Origin of the sequence: Halopseudomonas xiamenensis (assembly GCF_014219065.1) — a bacterium.
In the GTDB taxonomy this organism is placed as follows: Bacteria; Pseudomonadota; Gammaproteobacteria; order Pseudomonadales; family Pseudomonadaceae; genus Halopseudomonas; species Halopseudomonas xiamenensis.
In genome coordinates this window covers 149,844-167,586 of sequence record NZ_JACLGO010000001.1, presented here as the reverse complement: position 1 = coordinate 167,586, position 17,743 = coordinate 149,844, and the positions used below count along the sequence as shown (strand labels likewise).

Genomic DNA, 17,743 nt, shown 5'->3' with positions numbered 1-17,743 from the left:
TCATTTGCAAGCAGCTACTGTACCGCAAAGAGGCCGGTGAATGCGAGATGCACTCCCCGGGATGCGCAGGCAGAACCTCACCAACCGGGACGGCAGCGCCGCCCCGGTCGCATCGTCTCAGTCCTGTACGTAATCGTTGAATATCAGTGAGATACGGTGGCTGGATGAAGCCCAGTTGGGCACATTCAAACGTTGCGGGTTATCGGTGTCGCCACGCGGCGCGCTGACCACCGAGATGCTACCGTCAACCGGTGTGCTGGCCGGCATGTAGACGTCCACACCCCACTGGAATGGCTGATCCGGGAAATAAGGCAGCGGGTCGCCAGTGGTCAGCGCCGGCGTGGCCTGGTCATCATGCACGTGGATGCCGATTCTGCCGCTGCCGATGGCCGGGGTAATGATATCCACCGCCGGCTGGTCTCCCCACAGCGCGCTGGTGGTGGAGATTTCCAGGATGTCATTGTCCGCTCCGCGATCTCCCCACCATTCCATGTCGCGGCTGATGACCAGTGCCGCATGGTCATCGCTGACCTGGGTATTGTTTTCGATCTCGGAACCGGCGGGCGAGGTATTCAGCCGCACGAACCGGCTGTCGCGGATCAGCGGCTGACGATAGAAGTGGTGATCCGCCCGCCCCGGACGCAGCAGGTGGAATTCGTAATACGCCTGCGGGTCCAGCCGGACCGGCCCCCACTCGCCGTTGCTGGCTATGTTGAAGCTGGCCAGTGGCTCGCTGTCGATGCGCTCGCCGGTATCCCGTTCCACTTCCCACACCTGCAGCGTGGTGCCACTCGCCCCGCTGTTGGCGGGAAAGTACACCGCCCGGCCGGAGATATCCACGTCACCGCGCTGCGGCAGAATGCTGCTGCGCTCAGGCCACCATTACGGGCCAGCATGACATCAGCCAACGAGGCAGTGCTGTATTCGAACGCAAGGATATGATCATCAGGATAGCCATTGCTGGCAAAGCGCATGGCCTGGCTCTGGTACTGGGAGGCGGAGCCGGCGGTGCCATGCACGAAGATCAGCGGCAGAATGCGTTCTTCGTCGATATCGGGCATTTTCGGGCCACCCGGCCAGGACACGCGATCTGAACCGGAGCCGCCAAGACAACCAGACAGCAGCGCCGTACCGAACAGCAGGAGCAGTGGGAGACACCATGACCGGCGGCTCCGGGTTGGGATATTGTCCATGGAACTGACCTTCTTGTTGTTATACGAAGTCTGGGGTTATTTGCCCCAATGACTTTAGACCAGCCAGTCAGCTTCTGCCATAAACCGGTTTTGTCTCAGCACAACACAGGAACAGGATTCATCTCGACCAGGCGTGATCGACAGAAATGACCAGGAGGATGTTGGAGAACCGCTGGAGAAATTGGCGTTACTACAAGATGGGTGGCAACCCTGCCAGCCACACCCCGGCACACGATATAACCGCTGCGGCTGCTCCCTTCCGGGCCTGACCGGGTTCACGGCGAATCGTTGCGAGGGGACCGACAGGGTCACCATAACGTGCCCGGCAGATGCGGGCCGCGCTATTGTAACGGCTTGCGCGCAAGTTACAACCACAAATAGCATTCGATGCATGGGCAGACGTTGCGACCCTGCGCCGCGGCCATCCTGCCTGGTTATAATCGGGGCATATTCCTGCCGGAGACCACCCCATGCAACCCGAAGACCTGCAATTGCTGGTCAGCCGCGAAATGCCCTATGGCAAGTACAAGGGCCGGCTGATCGCCGACCTGCCCGGCCACTACCTCAACTGGTTCGCCCGCGAGGGCTTTCCCCAGGGCGAAATCGGCCGCCTGCTGCAGTTGATGCAGGAGATAGACCACAACGGCCTGTCGGCGCTGCTCGACCCGTTGCGCAGCAAACCACCAGTCAGGCGCCAATGAACAGGGCAATCATCAGCGGGATGCTGAACAGCGCCACCAGGGTGCTGAGCAAGGCGCTGCCGGCGACCTGGGCCGGTTCCAGGTCGAGCAAGGTGGCGATGACCACGGTATTGGCGGCGATCGGCGTGATCGAGACGAGGAAAATCGCCTGGTACACCTGCCGGTCGTAGAGTTGCGGACCCTGGCTGTCCAGCCACCAGAACAGCAGTGCCACCAGCGGCCAGGTGATGAACTTGCCGAAGAACGCCAGTGCGGTGAAGCGCAGGTTACCCGCCAGCCCGCGGAAGCTGAGAATGCTCATGCCGATGATCATCATGCCGAACACGCTGTAGGCACCGCGCAGGTTGTCGAACAGCGGCTCGAACAGCGCCGGTATGCCGATCCCGCCGAGGTTCAGCGCCACCGCCAGGAAGAAACCGTACAGCGACGGCAACCGACTCATCTTGCGCAGGCAGTCAGCCACGCTGTAGCGCCCGCGCGCCGCCAGGTAGAAGCCCACCGAGTTCTCATACAGCACGGTACCGAGCATGCACAGGATGTAGATGCTCAGGCCCTGCTCGCCGAACAGCAGCAGCGCCACGGGTATGCCCAGGTAACCGGTATTGCCGGTACCCACCGCCAGCGGAATCAGGTTGGCGCTGGCGTCACCCACCCAGCGCCGGGCCAGCAATAGGTGCGCATAGCCGATCAGTGAACACAGGCCAAGGATCAGGAACGGCAGCGCGATCACCTCCGGTGACAGCGGCGCGCGCATTACCCCGGCGAACACCACCGAGGGCGTGATGATATACATCATGATGCCGGCGATATGGCTGCCGCGGGCCTGCGGGAAGCGCCCGGCAAGCCAGCCCAGGATCACCGTCACATACAGCGGCAGCAGTTTGTACAGCAGAGTCAGCGCTGCAGTCATGAAGCCCCTCGCATGATCCTCCCCGGGTTGCCGAGAATATAGTCAACCAGCAACCGCATCGGATTCGCCAGCCTGCTTCCAGACCAGCCCTGTCCTGAAAACCGCATTTGTATCAACCGGTTTTTCCATGCAAAAAAAATCGGTCGCGATGATAACATTCATCATCACATTTTTTTCTAGGCCTGATCATACATGGAAATAATGAATAGTCTGTTCGTGGTCTGCGCCGGACTGCTGACCATCAGCATTCTGGCCAGCTCGATGTCTTCCAGACTGGGTATTCCCTTGCTGCTGGTGTTCCTGGTCGTCGGCATGCTGGCCGGCGAGGACGGTCTTGGCGGGCTGGCTTTCGACAATACCGATACGGTTTATGTCGTCGGCAGCCTGGCGCTGGCCATCATCCTGCTGGATGGCGGCATGCGCACACGGGCGGAGAACTTCAAGATTGCGCTGGCTCCCTCACTGTCTCTTGCCAGTTTCGGCGTTCTCATCAGTGCAGTGGTAACCGGCATGGCGGCGACCTGGTTACTCGATCTGCACTGGATGGAGGGATTGTTGCTCGGCTCCATCGTCGGTTCCACCGATGCCGCTGCGGTCTTCTCCCTGCTGCAGGGCAAGGGGCTGAACCTGAAGAAGCGGGTCAGTGCGACACTGGAAATCGAGTCCGCATCGAACGACCCCATGGCCATCTTTCTGACCATCACCCTGGTCGAAATGCTTGCCTCGGGACAGACCAGCTTCACCTGGTCCTTCCTGCTGATGTTCATTCAGCAGTTCGGTATCGGCGGTATCTGCGGTGTGGCTGGCGGCCTGTTCCTGACCTGGCTGGTCAACCGGATGACGCTGGATACCGGCCTCTACCCACTGCTGATCACCGCCGGGGCGATACTGGTTTTCTCTCTGACCAACCTGCTGGGGGGCAGCGGCTTCCTCGCCATTTTCATCACCGGGCTGGTGCTGGGCAATCGCAAGCTGCGCAATCTGCAGAACATCCTGCACATGCAGGATGGTATGGCCTGGCTCAGCCAGATCGGCCTGTTCCTGATGCTCGGCCTTCTGGTGACACCTTCGGAGATGCTGAATATTGCCCTGCCTGCCCTGGCCGTGGCCTTTTTTATCATCCTGGTGGCACGCCCTGTGGCCGTCCTGGTCTGTATCGCCCCGTTTTCCTTCTCCTGGCGCGAACGCCTGTTCATCAGTTGGGTTGGCCTGCGCGGTGCCGTACCTATCATGCTTGCCATATTTCCCCTGGTTGCAGGCCTGGAGCAGGCACAACTGCTATTCAACGCCGCCTTCGTCGTGGTGCTGGTATCCCTGTTGCTGCAAGGGGCCAGCCTGCCACTCGCCGCCCGACTATGCGGCGTGGAGATTCCACCCAGCCCCGAGCCGTTGCATCGCACCAGCCTGGATATGTCAGTGGAAAGCGATTATGAGCTGATGGTCTACCAGCTGACGCAAACAAAATGGTGTATCGGCATGCAGCTGCGCGATCTGAAAATGCCAGCGGATACCCGCATCGCCGCGGTTTTCCGCCGCAAGCAACTGCTCCATCCGTCGGGCAGCACCCGGCTTGAGCTGAGCGATGTGCTCTGCGTCATCGGTCGCGCCAAAGACCTGCCTACCCTGTCCAAGCTATTCAGCACAGTGAATACACCCCGCCACCTGGCCAACCAGCATGTCTACGGTGATTTCATTCTGGACGGCGGTGCCCTGCTGAAAGATATCGGCCAGTTCTATGGTTTCGAAGTACCTGCCGAGATGCACAAGCAGACCCTGGCCGGTTTCTTTGAACGGCAATTTGGCGGCTACCCAGTGCTGGGCGACAGCATACATTGGCAAGGGATGACCTGGACGGTAGCGGAAACCGAGGGCGAGAATGGGTGGATCAGCAAGGTTGGATTGAAAATGGACAAGGCCAGGATAAAAAAGGCCGAAAGCAGCGATCCCGCAGCATGAGGTGTCCCAATGAGCACAGCAGCAGTGAACATCAGTCAGGCTGCCAAGGCCACCGGCCTGACGCCACGCATGATCAGACACTATGAAAGCATCGGACTGCTCGCCGGTACCGCGCGCACCGCGGCGGGCTACCGGCTGTTCAGCGAGCAGGACCTGCACACCCTGCGCTTTATCCAGCGCGCACGCAGCCTGGGCTTTTCCATCGACCAGATCAGCCAGTTGCTGGCCCTGTGGCAAGATCGCGAGCGCAGCAGCGCTACGGTCAAGGCCCTGGCACGCCAGCATCTGCAGGAGCTGGAAGACAAGATCGCCGGCCTGCAGTCCATGCACGACAGCCTGTCACAATTGGCCAGTTGCTGCTTGGGCGACGAGCGCCCGGACTGCCCGATCCTCGAGCGACTGGCCGACAGCGAGCAGCCGCTGAGCCACTGACCATGACGCCGGCGCTTCAGGCAGCACCGGCACGGCGGTTCCACGGCATTTTCTGCAGCAGCCGGGCCATGCCGCAAAACCCGGAAACCCCGGCGAACACCAGCCCGGCGCCGACGAACCCGGACAGCAGGAACAGCCACGGCGAGACCGTATAGCCCAGCACTACCCCCAGCAGCACCAGCGAGCCGGCACCTATCTGCACCTGGCGCTGCAGCTCCAGCGGCTGGCTGCGATCGGTCTCGACCTGCAGGCCGGCCTGCTTCCAGGCATCCAGGCCACCTTCGAGCATATAGGCCTCGCAACTGACGCAGCCGGCCAGCTGCACGGCATTCATCCTGGTGCGCTGGCCGCCACGGCAGTGATAGATCACCGCGCTGGCACCGGCCAGCGGTTGCTGGGCGCTGGCGAGCTGTTCGACCGGCATGTGCCGCGCCCCGGCAATGTGTTCCCGGGCGTATTCATCCGCGGCGCGGATATCCACCAGCACCGCGCCCTGTTCCAGCAGCTGGCGCGCCGCCTGGGGCGATATCGAGGTCAGGGCCATGTGTTCGTCTCCTGTGGCAATTCATGGGCAATACATGTCCTTGAGCAGGGCCAGCAGGCGTTCCACATTGGGGTCGGCGATGCGGTAGTACAGAGTCTGCGCCTCCCGCCGGTAGCTCACTACCCCCTCCTCGCGCATCTTCGCCAGATGCTGGGACAGCGCCGACTGGCTCAGGTCGATCTGACCGAGCATGTCCCCCACCGTCATTTCTCCGTGGCCGGCCAGCAGGCACAGCACCAGCAGACGACGTTCGTTACCGACCGTGCGCAGCAACGCCGTGGCCCGCGCCACCCCCTGTGCGAAGAACTCCGCATCCTTCTCGCTCAAAGACATATGAACCTATTTTATAAACATCTAATTTAGATTAATCTAATATTAATGAATTCACAAGCATCACTCAGGAACAACCATGTCCAGCAGTCCTCACATCCAGTCCTTTTTCGATCCCGCGACCAACACCATCAGCTACCTGGTCGCCGATCCAGCCAGCAGGCAGGCCGCCATCATCGACCCGGTACTCGACTATGACCCCGCCAGCGGCAGGATATCCACTTGCAGCGCCCAGCGCATACTCGATGCGGCCCGCGCCGATGATCTGCAGCTGGCCTACATCCTGGAGACCCACGCCCACGCCGACCATCTGAGCGCCGCCGACTGGCTGCGCCAGCAAACCGCTGCGCCAGTGGCCATCGGTGAACATATCCGCCAGGTACAGGAGATCTTCGGCGACCTGTTCCACCTGCAGGACCTGACCGCCGATGCCGGGGATTTCGACCTGCTGTTGCAGGACGGCCAGATTCTTCCCCTCGGCACCCTGCAGATAGAGGTCCTGCATACACCCGGACATACGCCGGCTTGTGTCTCCTATCAGATGGGGGATGTGGTGTTCGTCGGCGATACGCTGTTCATGCCCGATTATGGCACTGCCCGGGCCGATTTTCCCGGTGGGGATGCACGCAGGCTGTACCGCTCGATACAGCGTTTGTTGGCATTGCCACCGAGTACCCGGCTGTTCCTGTGCCACGACTATACAGGCTCACAGCGCGACCGGCATCTCTGGGAAACCACGGTTGCCAGCCAGCGGGAGGAGAATGTGCATGTGCGCACGGGTATCAGCGAGCAAGCGTTCGTTGCCCTGCGCGAGCAGCGTGACGCCGGCCTTGCGGCGCCGGCCCTGCTGTTGCCATCGATCCAGGTCAACATCCGCGCCGGGCGCCTGCCACCAGCGGAAGCCAACGGCACCCGCTACCTGAAGATCCCGCTGCGCCTCAGCGCAGGTAATTGAACAGGTTCAGGCCGCTGATCTTGACGAAGCTCTGCTGCGCGGCCTCCAGCACTATGCTCTGCATGCTCAGGCGGCTCAGCGCCTCGGCATAGTCCAGGTCTTCCAGACCGGATTGCACCTGGGTATTGATCAGCGTGGCCTCATCGTTTTCCAGCATGGTCGACTCGATCACGTTGAGACGCGCGCCCAGGCTGGTCTGCACGCCCAGTACCTGATCCTTGGCATTGTCGATATTCTGCAGACTGATGGCCAGCATGTCGCGACGCTGCAGCTTGCCTTCGGTGCTGTCATCGGTGTTCTCCAGGGCTTCACGCAGCAGACGTACACTGTCGAGCACGCTGCGTTTCTCGGATTGCTCGCCAGTCCCGACACTGATGCTGAATTCGTCGTCAACCGCCAGCTCGCCATCCAGCGTCACCACCACGCCGGCATGGCGTATCTCATAGCTGCCACTGGCGTTGGCCTGCAGCTCGCCAATCACCGGCGGCACCAGGGGATCACCGGCAGCATCGACGATCTCGTAGCCAGCGACCTCACCATCGGCATCAGCTGTGATGACGATGCCGACAGGGCTATTGGGGTAGAACTGGCTATCGTAGCTGCCCTTGTTCTCCACCACGCCAAGTGAGATGCGTGCACTGCCAGTGTTGCTGGTCGCGGCAGCAGTTTCCACCCGGTTGACGTTGCCGATATCGACGAACAGCTGCTTGCCGTTGTCATTGATCGCAACCATCTTCGCGCTACCGATCTGGATCGAGCGCTGGCCCTCGTCGCCAGCATAGCTGTAGCTGCCGTCAGGATTCCGGACGAAGGGCTGAGTGTCGCTCTGGTAGCCGCCGAACAGGTACTCGCCCCGGGCGTTCTGGCTGTTGAGCAGGCTGTAGAGTTCGTCCTCGCGTTCGGCCAGCTCCTGGGCCAGGGCCTGGCGCCCTGCGGCATCCAGCGCGCCGTTGCCGGCCTCCAGGGTGATCTCGCGTACCCGCTGCAGCACGTTGTTCACCGAGTTGAAGATGGCTTCCTGCTGGGTCAGGCTGTTGGTCGCCGCGGTCAGGTTGTCCTTGTACTGGCTCAGCTTGGCCGCTTCCTGGTCCAGTTGCAGCAGTCGTACCGACGCCACCGGATCGTCGGCCGGGGTGAGGATGCGCTTGCCGGAGCTGATCTGTTCCTGAGTACGCACCGCCGCGGCGTAGTTGTCCTGAATCCCGCGAACCCCGGTATTGAATGCCTGAATGGTGGAAATACGCATGATTGTCAGTCCTGTCAGCGCATGCTGCTGATCAATGTATCGAACACGGTGCGCGCCACTTGAATGATCTGCGCCGAGGCATTGTAGTACTGCTCGAACTGGATCAGGCTGGCCGCCTCCTCGTCGAGGTTGACCGCCGAGACCGAGTTGCGGTTGTTGGTCGCCTGGGTCAGCATCGCCATGTTGGCCTCGGTCTCGGTGCGCGACTGCGCGGTAAAGGTCGCCACCCGCTGCACCAGGTCACCATAGCCGTCGAGCAGCGAAAAGCCCCGCGCGCCCTCGCCCTGCCCCAGTACCTGCTTGTTCTGCAGCCCGGCTAGCGCCAGCGCGTTACGGTTGTCGGCCACCCCGCCCTCATTGAAACCGACTGAGAAGGTATCGCCGTCCAGCGGTTTGCCGGACAGGGTCATGCTGAAACTGTGGCCATTGACCTCCCAACTGAACGGCTGGCCAAGGGTGACATCGATGCTCAGCGGCGGGTTGGTGCTGGTCAGCACCCCGGTACCATCGCCATTGTCGGCATAGCTGAATTCGACGCCCAGACCCTGCAACGTGGCCAGGTCCAGCGGTTGCGGGCCATCGGTCAACAGCGGCTGGCTGACTTTACCGGTACCGCGATTATCAAGGCTGGCCTCGGCGGCCATGGGCGAGGCGAAGGCCAGTTGCTGCGGCTCGGTCATCACCACCGACAGGCCCTGGGCAGCCGAGCGGGTCGGCGTCAGCAGATAGCGGTCGCCGGCCAGGTAGTTGCCGGTCTGGCCAGTCAGATCCAGGCCGTCGAACATGGCATAGCCAGGCTCACCTTCCGCGGCGTTCAGGTCGAAGGGGCCAAGCACCCGGTTATCATTGACCCGGCGCACGGTGAACTCGGTATCGCTGGTAAAGGTCAGCTCGTAATCCGAGGTGCTCAGCGTCGAGGTATCGGCAATGCGTACATCCAGCGAAGACTCCGAGCGATTGCCGTCGCGGCCACGGCTGCGCAGTTCCATGTATTCGGGACTGTTGATGTCTCCGAACAGGTCGCTGCCGACCTGCCCGTTCAGATCCAGCCCCTTGTTCAGTTGCTGGTTGAACTCATTGGCCAGCGCCAGCGACATGCGCCCCAGCGCATTGAACGCCTGGTCCAGCACATCATCGCGGTAGCGCAGCAGGCCACCCAGCTCCCCGCCGCTGATCAGGCCGGTGACATCCTGCGCCGAGTTGCCACTGACCAACTGGATATCCAGCCGTGCTGGGTCCGACAGACCGGGCTTGGCCTGCAGGATGGAAGCCTCCTTGCCGACCACCAGCGGCTGTCCGGAGCCGATGAACAGGTTGATACTGTGGTCGTCCTGGTTGACCACGGTGACGCCGACGTACTCGCTGAGCTGGCGAATGGCTTCGTCGCGTGCGTCCAGCAGGTCGTTGGGCGCCGCGCCATTGGCTGCGGCCTTGGCAATCGCATCGTTGTAGCCGGCCACCGACTGGGCCAGGCGGGTCACCTGCTGGGCTACCGTGGTCATCTGCTGGTTGATGAAGCGGTTCTGCGTCGACAGCTGCTGGTGTACCGAGTTGAAGCGCCCGGCCAGGCCTTCGGCCTCGGACAGGAACAGCTGCCGCGCCGGCAGGCTGGCCGGGTCCTCGATGGCAGTCTGCAGGGCGTCGAAGTAGCTCTGCAGACCGGTGGTGATGCCCGAAGCGGTACTGGAAAGCGTGCTGTTCAGCTCCTCGATCTGGACGTTGTAGGCCAGGTTGGCTGCCGCCGCCGAGGTGGTGGTGCGCACCTGGTTGGTCAGGAACTGGTTGTAGATGCGCTGGACGTCGGTCACCTTGGTGCCGCTGCCCATGTAGCCGGCCCCGGTGAAGCTGGCCGGGCTGGTGGACTGCACCGCGGTCTGCCGGCTGTAGCCGGGGGTGTTGACGTTGGTGATGTTCTGCCCGGTGACTGACAGGTTGGTCTGCGCCGCGCGCAGGCCGCTGAGACCGATACTGAACAGATCCGCCATGCTTATGCCCTGCCTTCGGTGGTGGTCTGGGCGACCGACGCGGTCACGTTGTCATTGATCAGCTTGCGGGCGATCTGCGACACCTTGCTGGCGTAGCGTGGATCAGTGGCGTAGCCGGCCTGCTGCAGCTCACGGAAGAAGGCATCGGCATTGCCGGTGCGGCTCAGCGCCTGCTGATAACGGCCGTTGCTCTGCAGAAAGTCCACGTAGTCATTGAAGCTCTGCTCGTATGATTCGTAGCTGCGGAAGGTTGCGCGCTCCTGCTGGCGCACCCCGTTGCGGTATTCGCTGGTCAGCACATTGGCCGAATCACCCTGCCACTGGCCATGGGTCTTGATGCCGAACAGGTTGTGGCTGCTGCTGCCATCGCTGCCACGAATGATCGACTTGCCCCAGCCGGTCTCCAGCGCCGCCTGGGCCACCAGGTAATGCGGGTCCACGCCCAGGCGCGCCGCGGCCTTCTCGGCCATCGGCAGCATGGCGGCGGCAAACTCCGCCGGACTGTCGAAGCGGGTCTTGGCCTGGGTCGACGCCACGGCAGAGCTGCTGCTCTGCGCGGCTGCCCGCAGGGCACGCAGCGGCTGCCAGCTACTCGACGGCTCGACGCTGGCGACCGTATCAGCAGGTGATTCCCGGACCACCGGGCTCGGTGCAGCCGCCGGCCCGCCGAGGGTCACCTCGCCACGCCCGAAGCTCAGGGCCAGCCGGCGCCGTGCCAGCAGCGCCGAATGGTCGGGCCGGACGTTGCCCTCGGCCGCGGTGGTCGGCGCCGCAGCCACACTCGGCCCGACCTTCTGCGGTGACAGCTGGCGCAGCATCACATCGGCCAGCCCCAGGCCCTGCTTCTCCGCCAGGTGCACCGACAGCTGGCTGTCATACATGTCCTGGTAGAAGCGCGTCTGCGGCGTGTTCAGCGGATTGCCCTCGGCGAACGCCTGGTTGGCGTCGCGCATGCTCTTGACCATGACATTCAGGAACAGCGACTCGAACTGCCGAGCTACGCGCTCCATGTTCTCCGGGTCGTCGGCCTTGCTGGCGACCTTCATCTGCGCCATGGCATTCAGGTCGGTGTAGCTCAGACTGGGACTGTTCATGTCAGTGTTCCTCAGATAACAACCAGGTCGGCATTCAGTGCGCCGGCCTGCTTCAGGGCTTCGAGGATGGCCATCAGGTCACCCGGTGCTGCGCCCACCTGGTTCACAGCGCGCACTATCTCGTCCAGCGATACGCCGGGATTGAACACGAACATGCGACCGTCACCCTCTTCGATACTGACCTGCGAACTGGGCGTGACCACCGTCTGGCCACCGCTGAACGGCTCCGGCTGGCTGACCTGGTAGTTCTCGCTGATGGTCACGGTCAATCCGCCATGGGTGACCGCCGCCGGCTGCACGCGTACGTCCTGGCCGATGACGATGGTGCCGGTACGCGAATTGATCACCACCTTGGCGGCGGCGTTGCCCTGCTCTATCTGCAGGTTCTCGACCATGGCCAGGTAATCGACCCGCTGGTTCGGGTCCAGCGGCGCGCGCACGCGAATGGAGCCGCCATTCAGCGCCTGGGCCACGTCCGGGCCGAAGGTATCGTTGATCTGGTCGACCACGCGCTTGGCGGTGGTGAAGTCCGGGCGATTGAGGTTGAACACCAGGTGATCGCTGCTGGCGAAGGGGTTGGCCACGGCGCGCTCCACGGTAGCGCCATTGGGGATGCGCCCAACACTGGGCACGTTGACCGTGATGCGCGAGCCATCGGCACCTTCGGCACCGAAGCCGCCCACCACCAGGTTACCCTGGGCGATGGCGTAGACCTGGCCGTCGATGCCCTTCAGCGGCGTCATCAGCAGGCTGCCGCCACGCAGGCTCTTGGCGTTGCCGATCGAGGATACGGTGATGTCGATGGTCTGCCCCGGGCTGGAGAACGGCGGCAGGTCGGCATGGATGGCCACCGCTGCGACGTTCTTCATCTGGATGCGGGTGCCCTCCGGTACGGTGATACCGAACTGGGTCAGCATGTTGTTGAAGGTCTGCACGGTGAAGGGTGTCTGGGTGGTCTGGTCACCCGAACCGTCCAGACCCACTACCAGACCATAGCCGATCAACTGGTTGCTGCGGATACCGGCAATGCTGGCGATATCCTTCAGGCGTTCGGCCTGGGCCAGCGGGCTGAGCAGGGCCAGGCACAGACAGATCAACAGGGTACGCATGGGCAATGCTCCTTAGAACGGCCACACCGGGCTCATGAAGAACTGGCTCAGCCAGCCGGGCTTGCTGGCGTTGGCGAAGGCACCAGTACCCGAATAGGTGATGCGCGCATCGGCCACCCGGGTCGACAGCACGGTGTTGTCGGAGCCAACGTCATCCGGGCGGATCAGGCCGGACAGGCGGATCAGCTCATCGCCGTTGTTCAACGTGATCCACTTCTCACCGCGCACCGCCAGCAGGCCGTTGGGCAGTACATCGGCGACAGTGACGGTAATCGAGCCGCTCAGGCTGTTGCTCTGGTTGGCATCGGCCTCGCCGTTGAAGCCACGGCTGCCGGACAATTCCACGCCGGTATTGATCCCGGCGATGCCGCTGCGACCGAACAGCATGGGGTTGGCGATACTGGTATTGCTGCTCTTGCTGATTTCGTTCTCGGCCTTCTTCTGCGCTCTCATCTGCTCGGTGAGAACCACCGTGATCACATCACCGACCCGATTGGCCTTGCGGTCATCGAACAGCTGCATCTCGAAACCCGCCTGGTAGATGGCACCATTGTTCAGTTCCTGCGGTACCGGCGTACGCGGCATCACCGGTGCGTAGGCCGGGTCATCAGGCTTGGGCGGGGTCTGTACGCAGGCAGCCAGGCTGGCCAGGCACAGCAGCAACAGGGTGGCACGCAGGGCTTTCATCTCATTCACTCCGGGAACCGGTCAATTACAGGTTCTGGCTGATGTATTGCAGCATCTGGTCGGCGGTGGAGATGACCTTGGAGTTCATCTCGTAGGCGCGCTGGGTGGTGATCATGTTCACCAGTTCCTCGACCACGCTGACGTTGGAGTTTTCCAGGGTGTTCTGCAGCACCGTGCCCAGGCCGTTCTCACCGGGGTTGCCGACCTGCGGCGCACCACTGGAAGCGGTCTCCAGGAACAGGTTGCTGCCGATCGCCTGCAACCCCGCCGGGTTGATGAAATCGGCGGTCTGGATCACCCCCAGCTCCTGCACCCCGGCATCACCGAACACCGAGATCGATACCGTGCCGTCTTCACCCACGGTGAAGGTCTGCACGTCCTGCGGCAGGTCGATGCCCGGCTCCAGCGGGTAGCCGTTGGAGGTGACGATGCGGCCGTCGGAATCCAAGTGGAAGCTGCCGTCACGGGTGTAGCCGATGTTGCCGTCGGGCATCAGGATCTGGAAGAAGCCGCGGCCGTTGATGGCCATGTCCAGCGGCTGCTCGGTGGTCTGCAGGGTGCCGGCGGTGAAGATCTTCTGGGTGCCGGCGATGCGCACCCCGGTGCCCAGCTGCAGGCCCGACGGTAATTGGGTGTCCTGGGTGCTCTGCGCGCCGGGCTGACGCTTGATCTGGTACAGCAGGTCCTCGAATTCCGGACGGTCGCGCTTGAAGCCGGTGGTCGAGACGTTGGCCAGGTTGTTGGAAATCGTGGTGAGCATGGTGTCCTGGGCGGACAGACCGGTCTTGCTTACCCAAAGTGCTGCGTGCATGTGCGTTCTCCTCGCGTGTCAGCTACGGCTGCTGGCGGAAAAAGGGGCTGATCAGCTGATCTGCAAAAGCTTGTTGGTGGTCTGGGCGTTCTCTTCGGCGGTGCGCATCATCTTCACGTGCAGCTCGAACTGGCGCGCCAGCGACAGCATCGCGGTCATCTCCTCCACCGCATTGACGTTGCTGCCCTCGAGAAAACCGGTAACCAGGGTCACGGCACCATCGGCCGGCTGGTCCAGGCCACTCTGCATGCGCATCAGGCCGTCTTCGCCCTTGCGCATGTCGGCCTGTACCGGTCGCACCAGCTTGATCCGGTCGACCTCGGCCAGCACGTTCGGCGCCTCGCCCTGGGCGCGGAAGCTGATGGTGCCGTCAGTGCCGATTTCCACCTTGTCCGCCGGCGGCAGCGCGATCGGCCCGGCGTTGCCGAGCACCGGCAGGCCGCCGCTGGTACGCAGGATGCCGAACACGTCGATATTCAGGCTGCCGGCACGGGTATAGGCCTCGCTGCCATCGGGTGCCTGCACCGCGATCCAGCCCTCGCCATTGATCGCCACATCCAGGTCGCGCCCGGTCTCCTGCAGAGTGCCGGCGGACAGGTCGGTACCGGGGCGTTCGGTCATGGCATAGACCCGCGTCGGAAAACTGTCACCAAAAACCGGCATCGAGCGCGCCTGTTCAAAATCCCGGCGAAAGCCGGTAGTGGCGACGTTGGCCAGATTGTTGGCATGCGCGCGCTGGGCCAGCATGTTCTGGCTGGCACCGCTCATGGAAATGAAGAGTGATTTGTCCACGCTCTGACTCCGCTTCGGCAATCCGACGACAGGAAATTGCCGCTCTGAATGATCTCGGAGTTATTCAAGCAGGGTTCGTGCCAACTTAAAGATTGGAGTATATATTCAATATAATCAATAAGTTGTGCAAACACGGAAAAGAGAAAGCGGCAACAGCGGCAAGGGTGTTTGCCGCTGTTGCCGCCTTGGGTGTGGCATGTCCGCGGCACGTCGGCAAACTCCGAGCCGCGGCGTCGTCGAGCAGGGGCTCGACAACCCAAAGGCAACACCCTGGGGGTGTAGCGCCCCCGCGCTACGCCTACGGCCCCTGAGCCATCGCGTCGTCGAGTCGATCGCGACCCGGTCAACGTGACCCGGTCCGATCGCGGCCCGAGCCGCTCGACAACCCTAGACCCCGTTCCCAACCTGGAATCAGCGCAGGTTGATGATGGTCTGGGTTACCGCATCCTCGGTCTGGATGGTCTTGGCGTTGGCCTGGTAGTTGCGCTGGGCAACGATCAGGTTGATCAGCATTTCCGACAGGTCGACGTTGGACTGCTCCAGCGCACCCGACTGCACCAAGCCCTGGGTACCACTACCCGGCACACCGATCACCGGCTCACCGGAGGCGCTGGACTGTGCCCAGGCGGTATCGCCCAGCGGCTTGAGCCCCTGCTGGTTGGCGAAGGTGGCCAGCACCAGCTGGCCCTGGGTCCTGGTCTGGCCGTTGGTATAGCGCGCAATCAGCATGCCCTGGTCATCGATCTCCAGGCCGGCCAACTCACCGGTGGTGTAGCCATCCTGCACCACCGCAGTCACACCGAAGCTGGAGGAGTACTGGGAAGAACCAGTCAGATCCAGCGCCAGGGTCTGCAACTCCGCACCAGCCGGCTGACCGTTGGCATCCAGCGGCTGCCAGCCGTCGATAGTGGTGACCTGCCCGCTGGTCAGCGCGCCACTGCTGTTGAAGGTCAGCTCCTGCGGAGTGCTGGAGAAATTCGGATCATTGGCCAGCACGCCATCGAGATTGCGGCCGTCGATGAGGATATGCATATCCCAGGTATTGGCGTCGGTCTTGACGAAGTACTTGGTCATGACATGGGCATTACCCAGGCTGTCGTAGACGTTGACCGAGGTGGAGCTGTTGTAGGTGGAGGAATCCGAGGGGTCGAAGCCATTGCGCGCGGCATCGCGCGAGGCACTCAGCGCAGCGGGCTCAGCCGCGGCCCTGGCAGCGGCCATCTCGGCCTCAGTTGGCGCATCCGGATCAGCGGCATTGGCAGTGATATAAGTACTGTACTCGCTGGCGAAGGTCGAATCATAGACATTCTGCGCCGCCACCGGCCGTACGCTGGTGGAGTTCAGGTTCAGCGTGGAGCTGACCTCGCTGGTACGGTTCGGATTGGCCGCCCGGGTATCCACCCGCAGATCGGTCGGCACCCCTTCGTTGATCCGGCCAGTCACCGCGTTGACGCCGTAGCCCTGCAGGCGCTCGCCATTGTTGTTGACGATATAGCCCTGGCGGTCGGTACCGAAATAGCCGGCACGGGTATAGCTCAGCGCGCCGTTGTTGCTGGTAACAAAGAAGCCATTACCGTTGATCGCCAGGTCCAGGCTGTTCTCGGTGTAGTTGATATTGCCCTGGGTGAAGATCTGCGCGACGTTGTTCAGCACTACCCCGCTGCCCTGGGCATTGCTGCCGGTACCGAGGATGGAGGCCGCGTAGACATCGGCGAATTCCGCCCGGGAGCTCTTGAAGCCCACGGTGCTGGCGTTGGCGATGTTGTTACCGGTGATATTCAGATCGGAGGAAGCCGCCCGGATACCACTGAGACCGATATTGAAAGACATGATTGACTCCTGCTTCTATGCTTGTCGGACGACGTTACTTACCGATAGAGAAAACTTCAGACAGGCCGATACTGCCCAGGCCCGCCAGGTTGAGAACCATTTCACCGCCATGGCCGACACCCAGCGACACGCTATCGACGTTGGCCGGCAGCAACGTGGCCAGCTGCTTGGTCTCGCCATCGATGCTGGCCTGCGCCTCGAATACGTACTTGCCGGCCGGCAAGACATTGCCGCTGGCATCGGTGCCGTCCCAGGTGAAGTCGCGGATACCGGCCTCCAGTGCGCCCAGGTTGATGGTGGACACCACACTGCCAGCCTCGTCATAGACATTCACCACCACCGCCCCGCTGGCCTGCGGCAATGCCAGCTGACCGGTAAAGCCATTCTGCGTGTCGACCATCGCCTGGTCAGTCGGTATGACCACGGTGCGCCCGACCAGCGATGAGGCCTGCAACGCCTGGGATGACTGGAAGCTGCTGACCATGGAATCCATGGTGCTGTTCATCTTCTCGATACCCTCGACGGTGCTGAACTGCGCCAGCTGGGCGATGAATTCGCCATTTTCCTGGGGCGACAGCGGGTCCTGGTTGTTCAACTGCGCGACCAGCAATTCGAGAAACTCGTTCTTGCCCAGCTCGCTGCCCTTGGCAAAGCGGCCCTGATCGACCTTGTATTCATCCAGCAGGCTATTGCCGACGCTGATATTGGTGCTCATCTGCCCACTCCCTTACTGGCCCAGCGTCAGCACGCGCTGCAGCATGGTCTTGGCGGTATTCATGATTTCCACATTGGTCTGGTAGGCCCGCGAGGCAGCCATCATGTTGGCCATCTCCTCGACCACGTTGACGTTCGGGTAGTACACATAGCCCTCCTCGTTGGCCATCGGATGATCCGGCTCGTAACGCGCCTGCAGCTCAGCATCGGACTCCACCACACCGAGCACCTCCACACCGCTCCCGGCCTGGTCATTGGGCGCGAACAGCGAGCCGCCCAGCGCCTGCTGCTGATTGAATACGGTGGCGAACACCGCCTGCCGGGCGCGGTAGGTCTGGTCGATGCTGCTGGACACGGTTTCAGCGTTGGCGATGTTGCTGGCGGTGGTGTTCAGCCGCAGCGACTGTGCGTTCATGCCGGAACCGGCGATGTCGAATACCTGATTGAGTGACAT

Annotated in this window: 19 protein-coding genes and 1 other RNA gene; 4 read left to right on the top strand and 16 right to left on the bottom strand. The window is 62.4% G+C overall.

All coding sequences use genetic code 11. The annotated features are described in order from the left end of the window. Positions 1-117: 117 nt before the first annotated feature. A complete protein-coding gene (locus H6X51_RS00835) occupies positions 118-840 on the bottom strand; it encodes a hypothetical protein (RefSeq protein ID WP_185265617.1) in 723 nt (240 codons plus the stop codon). A gap of 561 nt (positions 841-1,401) precedes the next feature. Then, an RNA gene (ffs, locus tag H6X51_RS00830) (signal recognition particle sRNA small type) lies at positions 1,402-1,498 on the bottom strand. Positions 1,499-1,663: 165 nt separating this feature from the next. Between ffs and H6X51_RS00825 the strand changes: the two genes are divergently transcribed. Next, entirely contained in the window at positions 1,664-1,894 is a 231-nt protein-coding gene (locus H6X51_RS00825; protein ID WP_185265616.1) for a DUF3820 family protein, read from the top strand. On the opposite strand, the gene H6X51_RS00820 is transcribed toward H6X51_RS00825, so the two are convergent. Continuing rightward, a complete protein-coding gene (locus H6X51_RS00820) occupies positions 1,881-2,804 on the bottom strand; it encodes an AEC family transporter (protein WP_185265615.1) in 924 nt (307 codons plus the stop codon). The genes H6X51_RS00825 and H6X51_RS00820 overlap by 14 nt on opposite strands. A 42-nt stretch (positions 2,805-2,846) precedes the next feature. Further along, a complete protein-coding gene (locus H6X51_RS20200) occupies positions 2,847-2,969 on the bottom strand; it encodes a hypothetical protein (RefSeq protein WP_268898578.1) in 123 nt (40 codons plus the stop codon). Between the two features lie 36 nt (positions 2,970-3,005). On the opposite strand from H6X51_RS20200, the gene H6X51_RS00815 reads away from it, so the two are divergent. After that, positions 3,006-4,760 (top strand): potassium/proton antiporter, encoded by a 1,755-nt coding sequence (locus H6X51_RS00815; RefSeq protein ID WP_407925928.1) that lies wholly within the window; start codon positions 3,006-3,008, stop codon positions 4,758-4,760. Between the two features lie 24 nt (positions 4,761-4,784). Continuing rightward, positions 4,785-5,192: a Cu(I)-responsive transcriptional regulator gene (gene cueR, locus H6X51_RS00810; RefSeq protein ID WP_185265717.1), complete on the top strand. Its 408-nt coding sequence runs from the start codon at positions 4,785-4,787 to the stop codon at positions 5,190-5,192. Positions 5,193-5,208: 16 nt separating this feature from the next. On the opposite strand, the gene H6X51_RS00805 is transcribed toward cueR, so the two are convergent. Further along, positions 5,209-5,736, bottom strand: a complete 528-nt coding sequence (locus H6X51_RS00805) for a rhodanese family protein (protein ID WP_185265613.1) — start codon at positions 5,734-5,736, stop codon at positions 5,209-5,211. Positions 5,737-5,757: 21 nt separating this feature from the next. Further along, entirely contained in the window at positions 5,758-6,063 is a 306-nt protein-coding gene (locus H6X51_RS00800; RefSeq protein ID WP_456237515.1) for an ArsR/SmtB family transcription factor, read from the bottom strand. Positions 6,064-6,145: 82 nt separating this feature from the next. Here H6X51_RS00800 and H6X51_RS00795 point away from each other — a divergent pair, with 82 nt between their 5' ends. After that, a complete protein-coding gene (locus tag H6X51_RS00795) occupies positions 6,146-7,021 on the top strand; it encodes an MBL fold metallo-hydrolase (protein ID WP_185265611.1) in 876 nt (291 codons plus the stop codon). Here H6X51_RS00795 and flgL read toward each other — a convergent pair. From flgL to flgC, 10 genes are all read right to left on the bottom strand, one after another. Beyond that, positions 7,005-8,267 (bottom strand): flagellar hook-associated protein FlgL, encoded by a 1,263-nt coding sequence (gene flgL / locus H6X51_RS00790; RefSeq protein WP_185265610.1) that lies wholly within the window; start codon positions 8,265-8,267, stop codon positions 7,005-7,007. The genes H6X51_RS00795 and flgL overlap by 17 nt on opposite strands. Positions 8,268-8,281: 14 nt before the next feature. Next, entirely contained in the window at positions 8,282-10,252 is a 1,971-nt protein-coding gene (gene flgK, locus H6X51_RS00785) for a flagellar hook-associated protein FlgK (RefSeq protein WP_185265609.1), read from the bottom strand. Between the two features lie 2 nt (positions 10,253-10,254). Beyond that, on the bottom strand, positions 10,255-11,346 hold the full coding sequence (gene flgJ / locus H6X51_RS00780) for a flagellar assembly peptidoglycan hydrolase FlgJ (protein ID WP_185265608.1): 1,092 nt from the start codon (positions 11,344-11,346) through the stop codon (positions 10,255-10,257). 11 nt (positions 11,347-11,357) lie between these two features. Next, positions 11,358-12,455, bottom strand: coding sequence for a flagellar basal body P-ring protein FlgI (locus H6X51_RS00775; RefSeq protein ID WP_185265607.1), 1,098 nt, complete (start codon positions 12,453-12,455; stop codon positions 11,358-11,360). 12 nt (positions 12,456-12,467) lie between these two features. Further along, positions 12,468-13,142, bottom strand: a complete 675-nt coding sequence (gene flgH / locus H6X51_RS00770; protein WP_185265606.1) for a flagellar basal body L-ring protein FlgH — start codon at positions 13,140-13,142, stop codon at positions 12,468-12,470. A 25-nt stretch (positions 13,143-13,167) separates the two neighbouring features. Then, positions 13,168-13,953 carry a flagellar basal-body rod protein FlgG gene (gene flgG, locus H6X51_RS00765; protein ID WP_105646198.1) on the bottom strand — a complete coding sequence of 262 codons (786 nt, stop codon included), beginning with the start codon at positions 13,951-13,953 and terminating at the stop codon, positions 13,168-13,170. Between the two features lie 51 nt (positions 13,954-14,004). Beyond that, on the bottom strand, positions 14,005-14,745 hold the full coding sequence (gene flgF, locus H6X51_RS00760) for a flagellar basal-body rod protein FlgF (protein ID WP_185265605.1): 741 nt from the start codon (positions 14,743-14,745) through the stop codon (positions 14,005-14,007). A 411-nt stretch (positions 14,746-15,156) separates the two neighbouring features. Next, complete coding sequence (locus H6X51_RS00755) at positions 15,157-16,575, bottom strand: flagellar hook protein FlgE (protein WP_185265604.1); 1,419 nt, start codon at positions 16,573-16,575, stop codon at positions 15,157-15,159. Positions 16,576-16,609: 34 nt separating this feature from the next. Continuing rightward, positions 16,610-17,290, bottom strand: a complete 681-nt coding sequence (gene flgD / locus H6X51_RS00750; RefSeq protein WP_185265603.1) for a flagellar hook assembly protein FlgD — start codon at positions 17,288-17,290, stop codon at positions 16,610-16,612. A 12-nt stretch (positions 17,291-17,302) separates the two neighbouring features. Further along, a complete protein-coding gene (flgC, locus tag H6X51_RS00745; RefSeq protein WP_185265602.1) occupies positions 17,303-17,743 on the bottom strand; it encodes a flagellar basal body rod protein FlgC in 441 nt (146 codons plus the stop codon).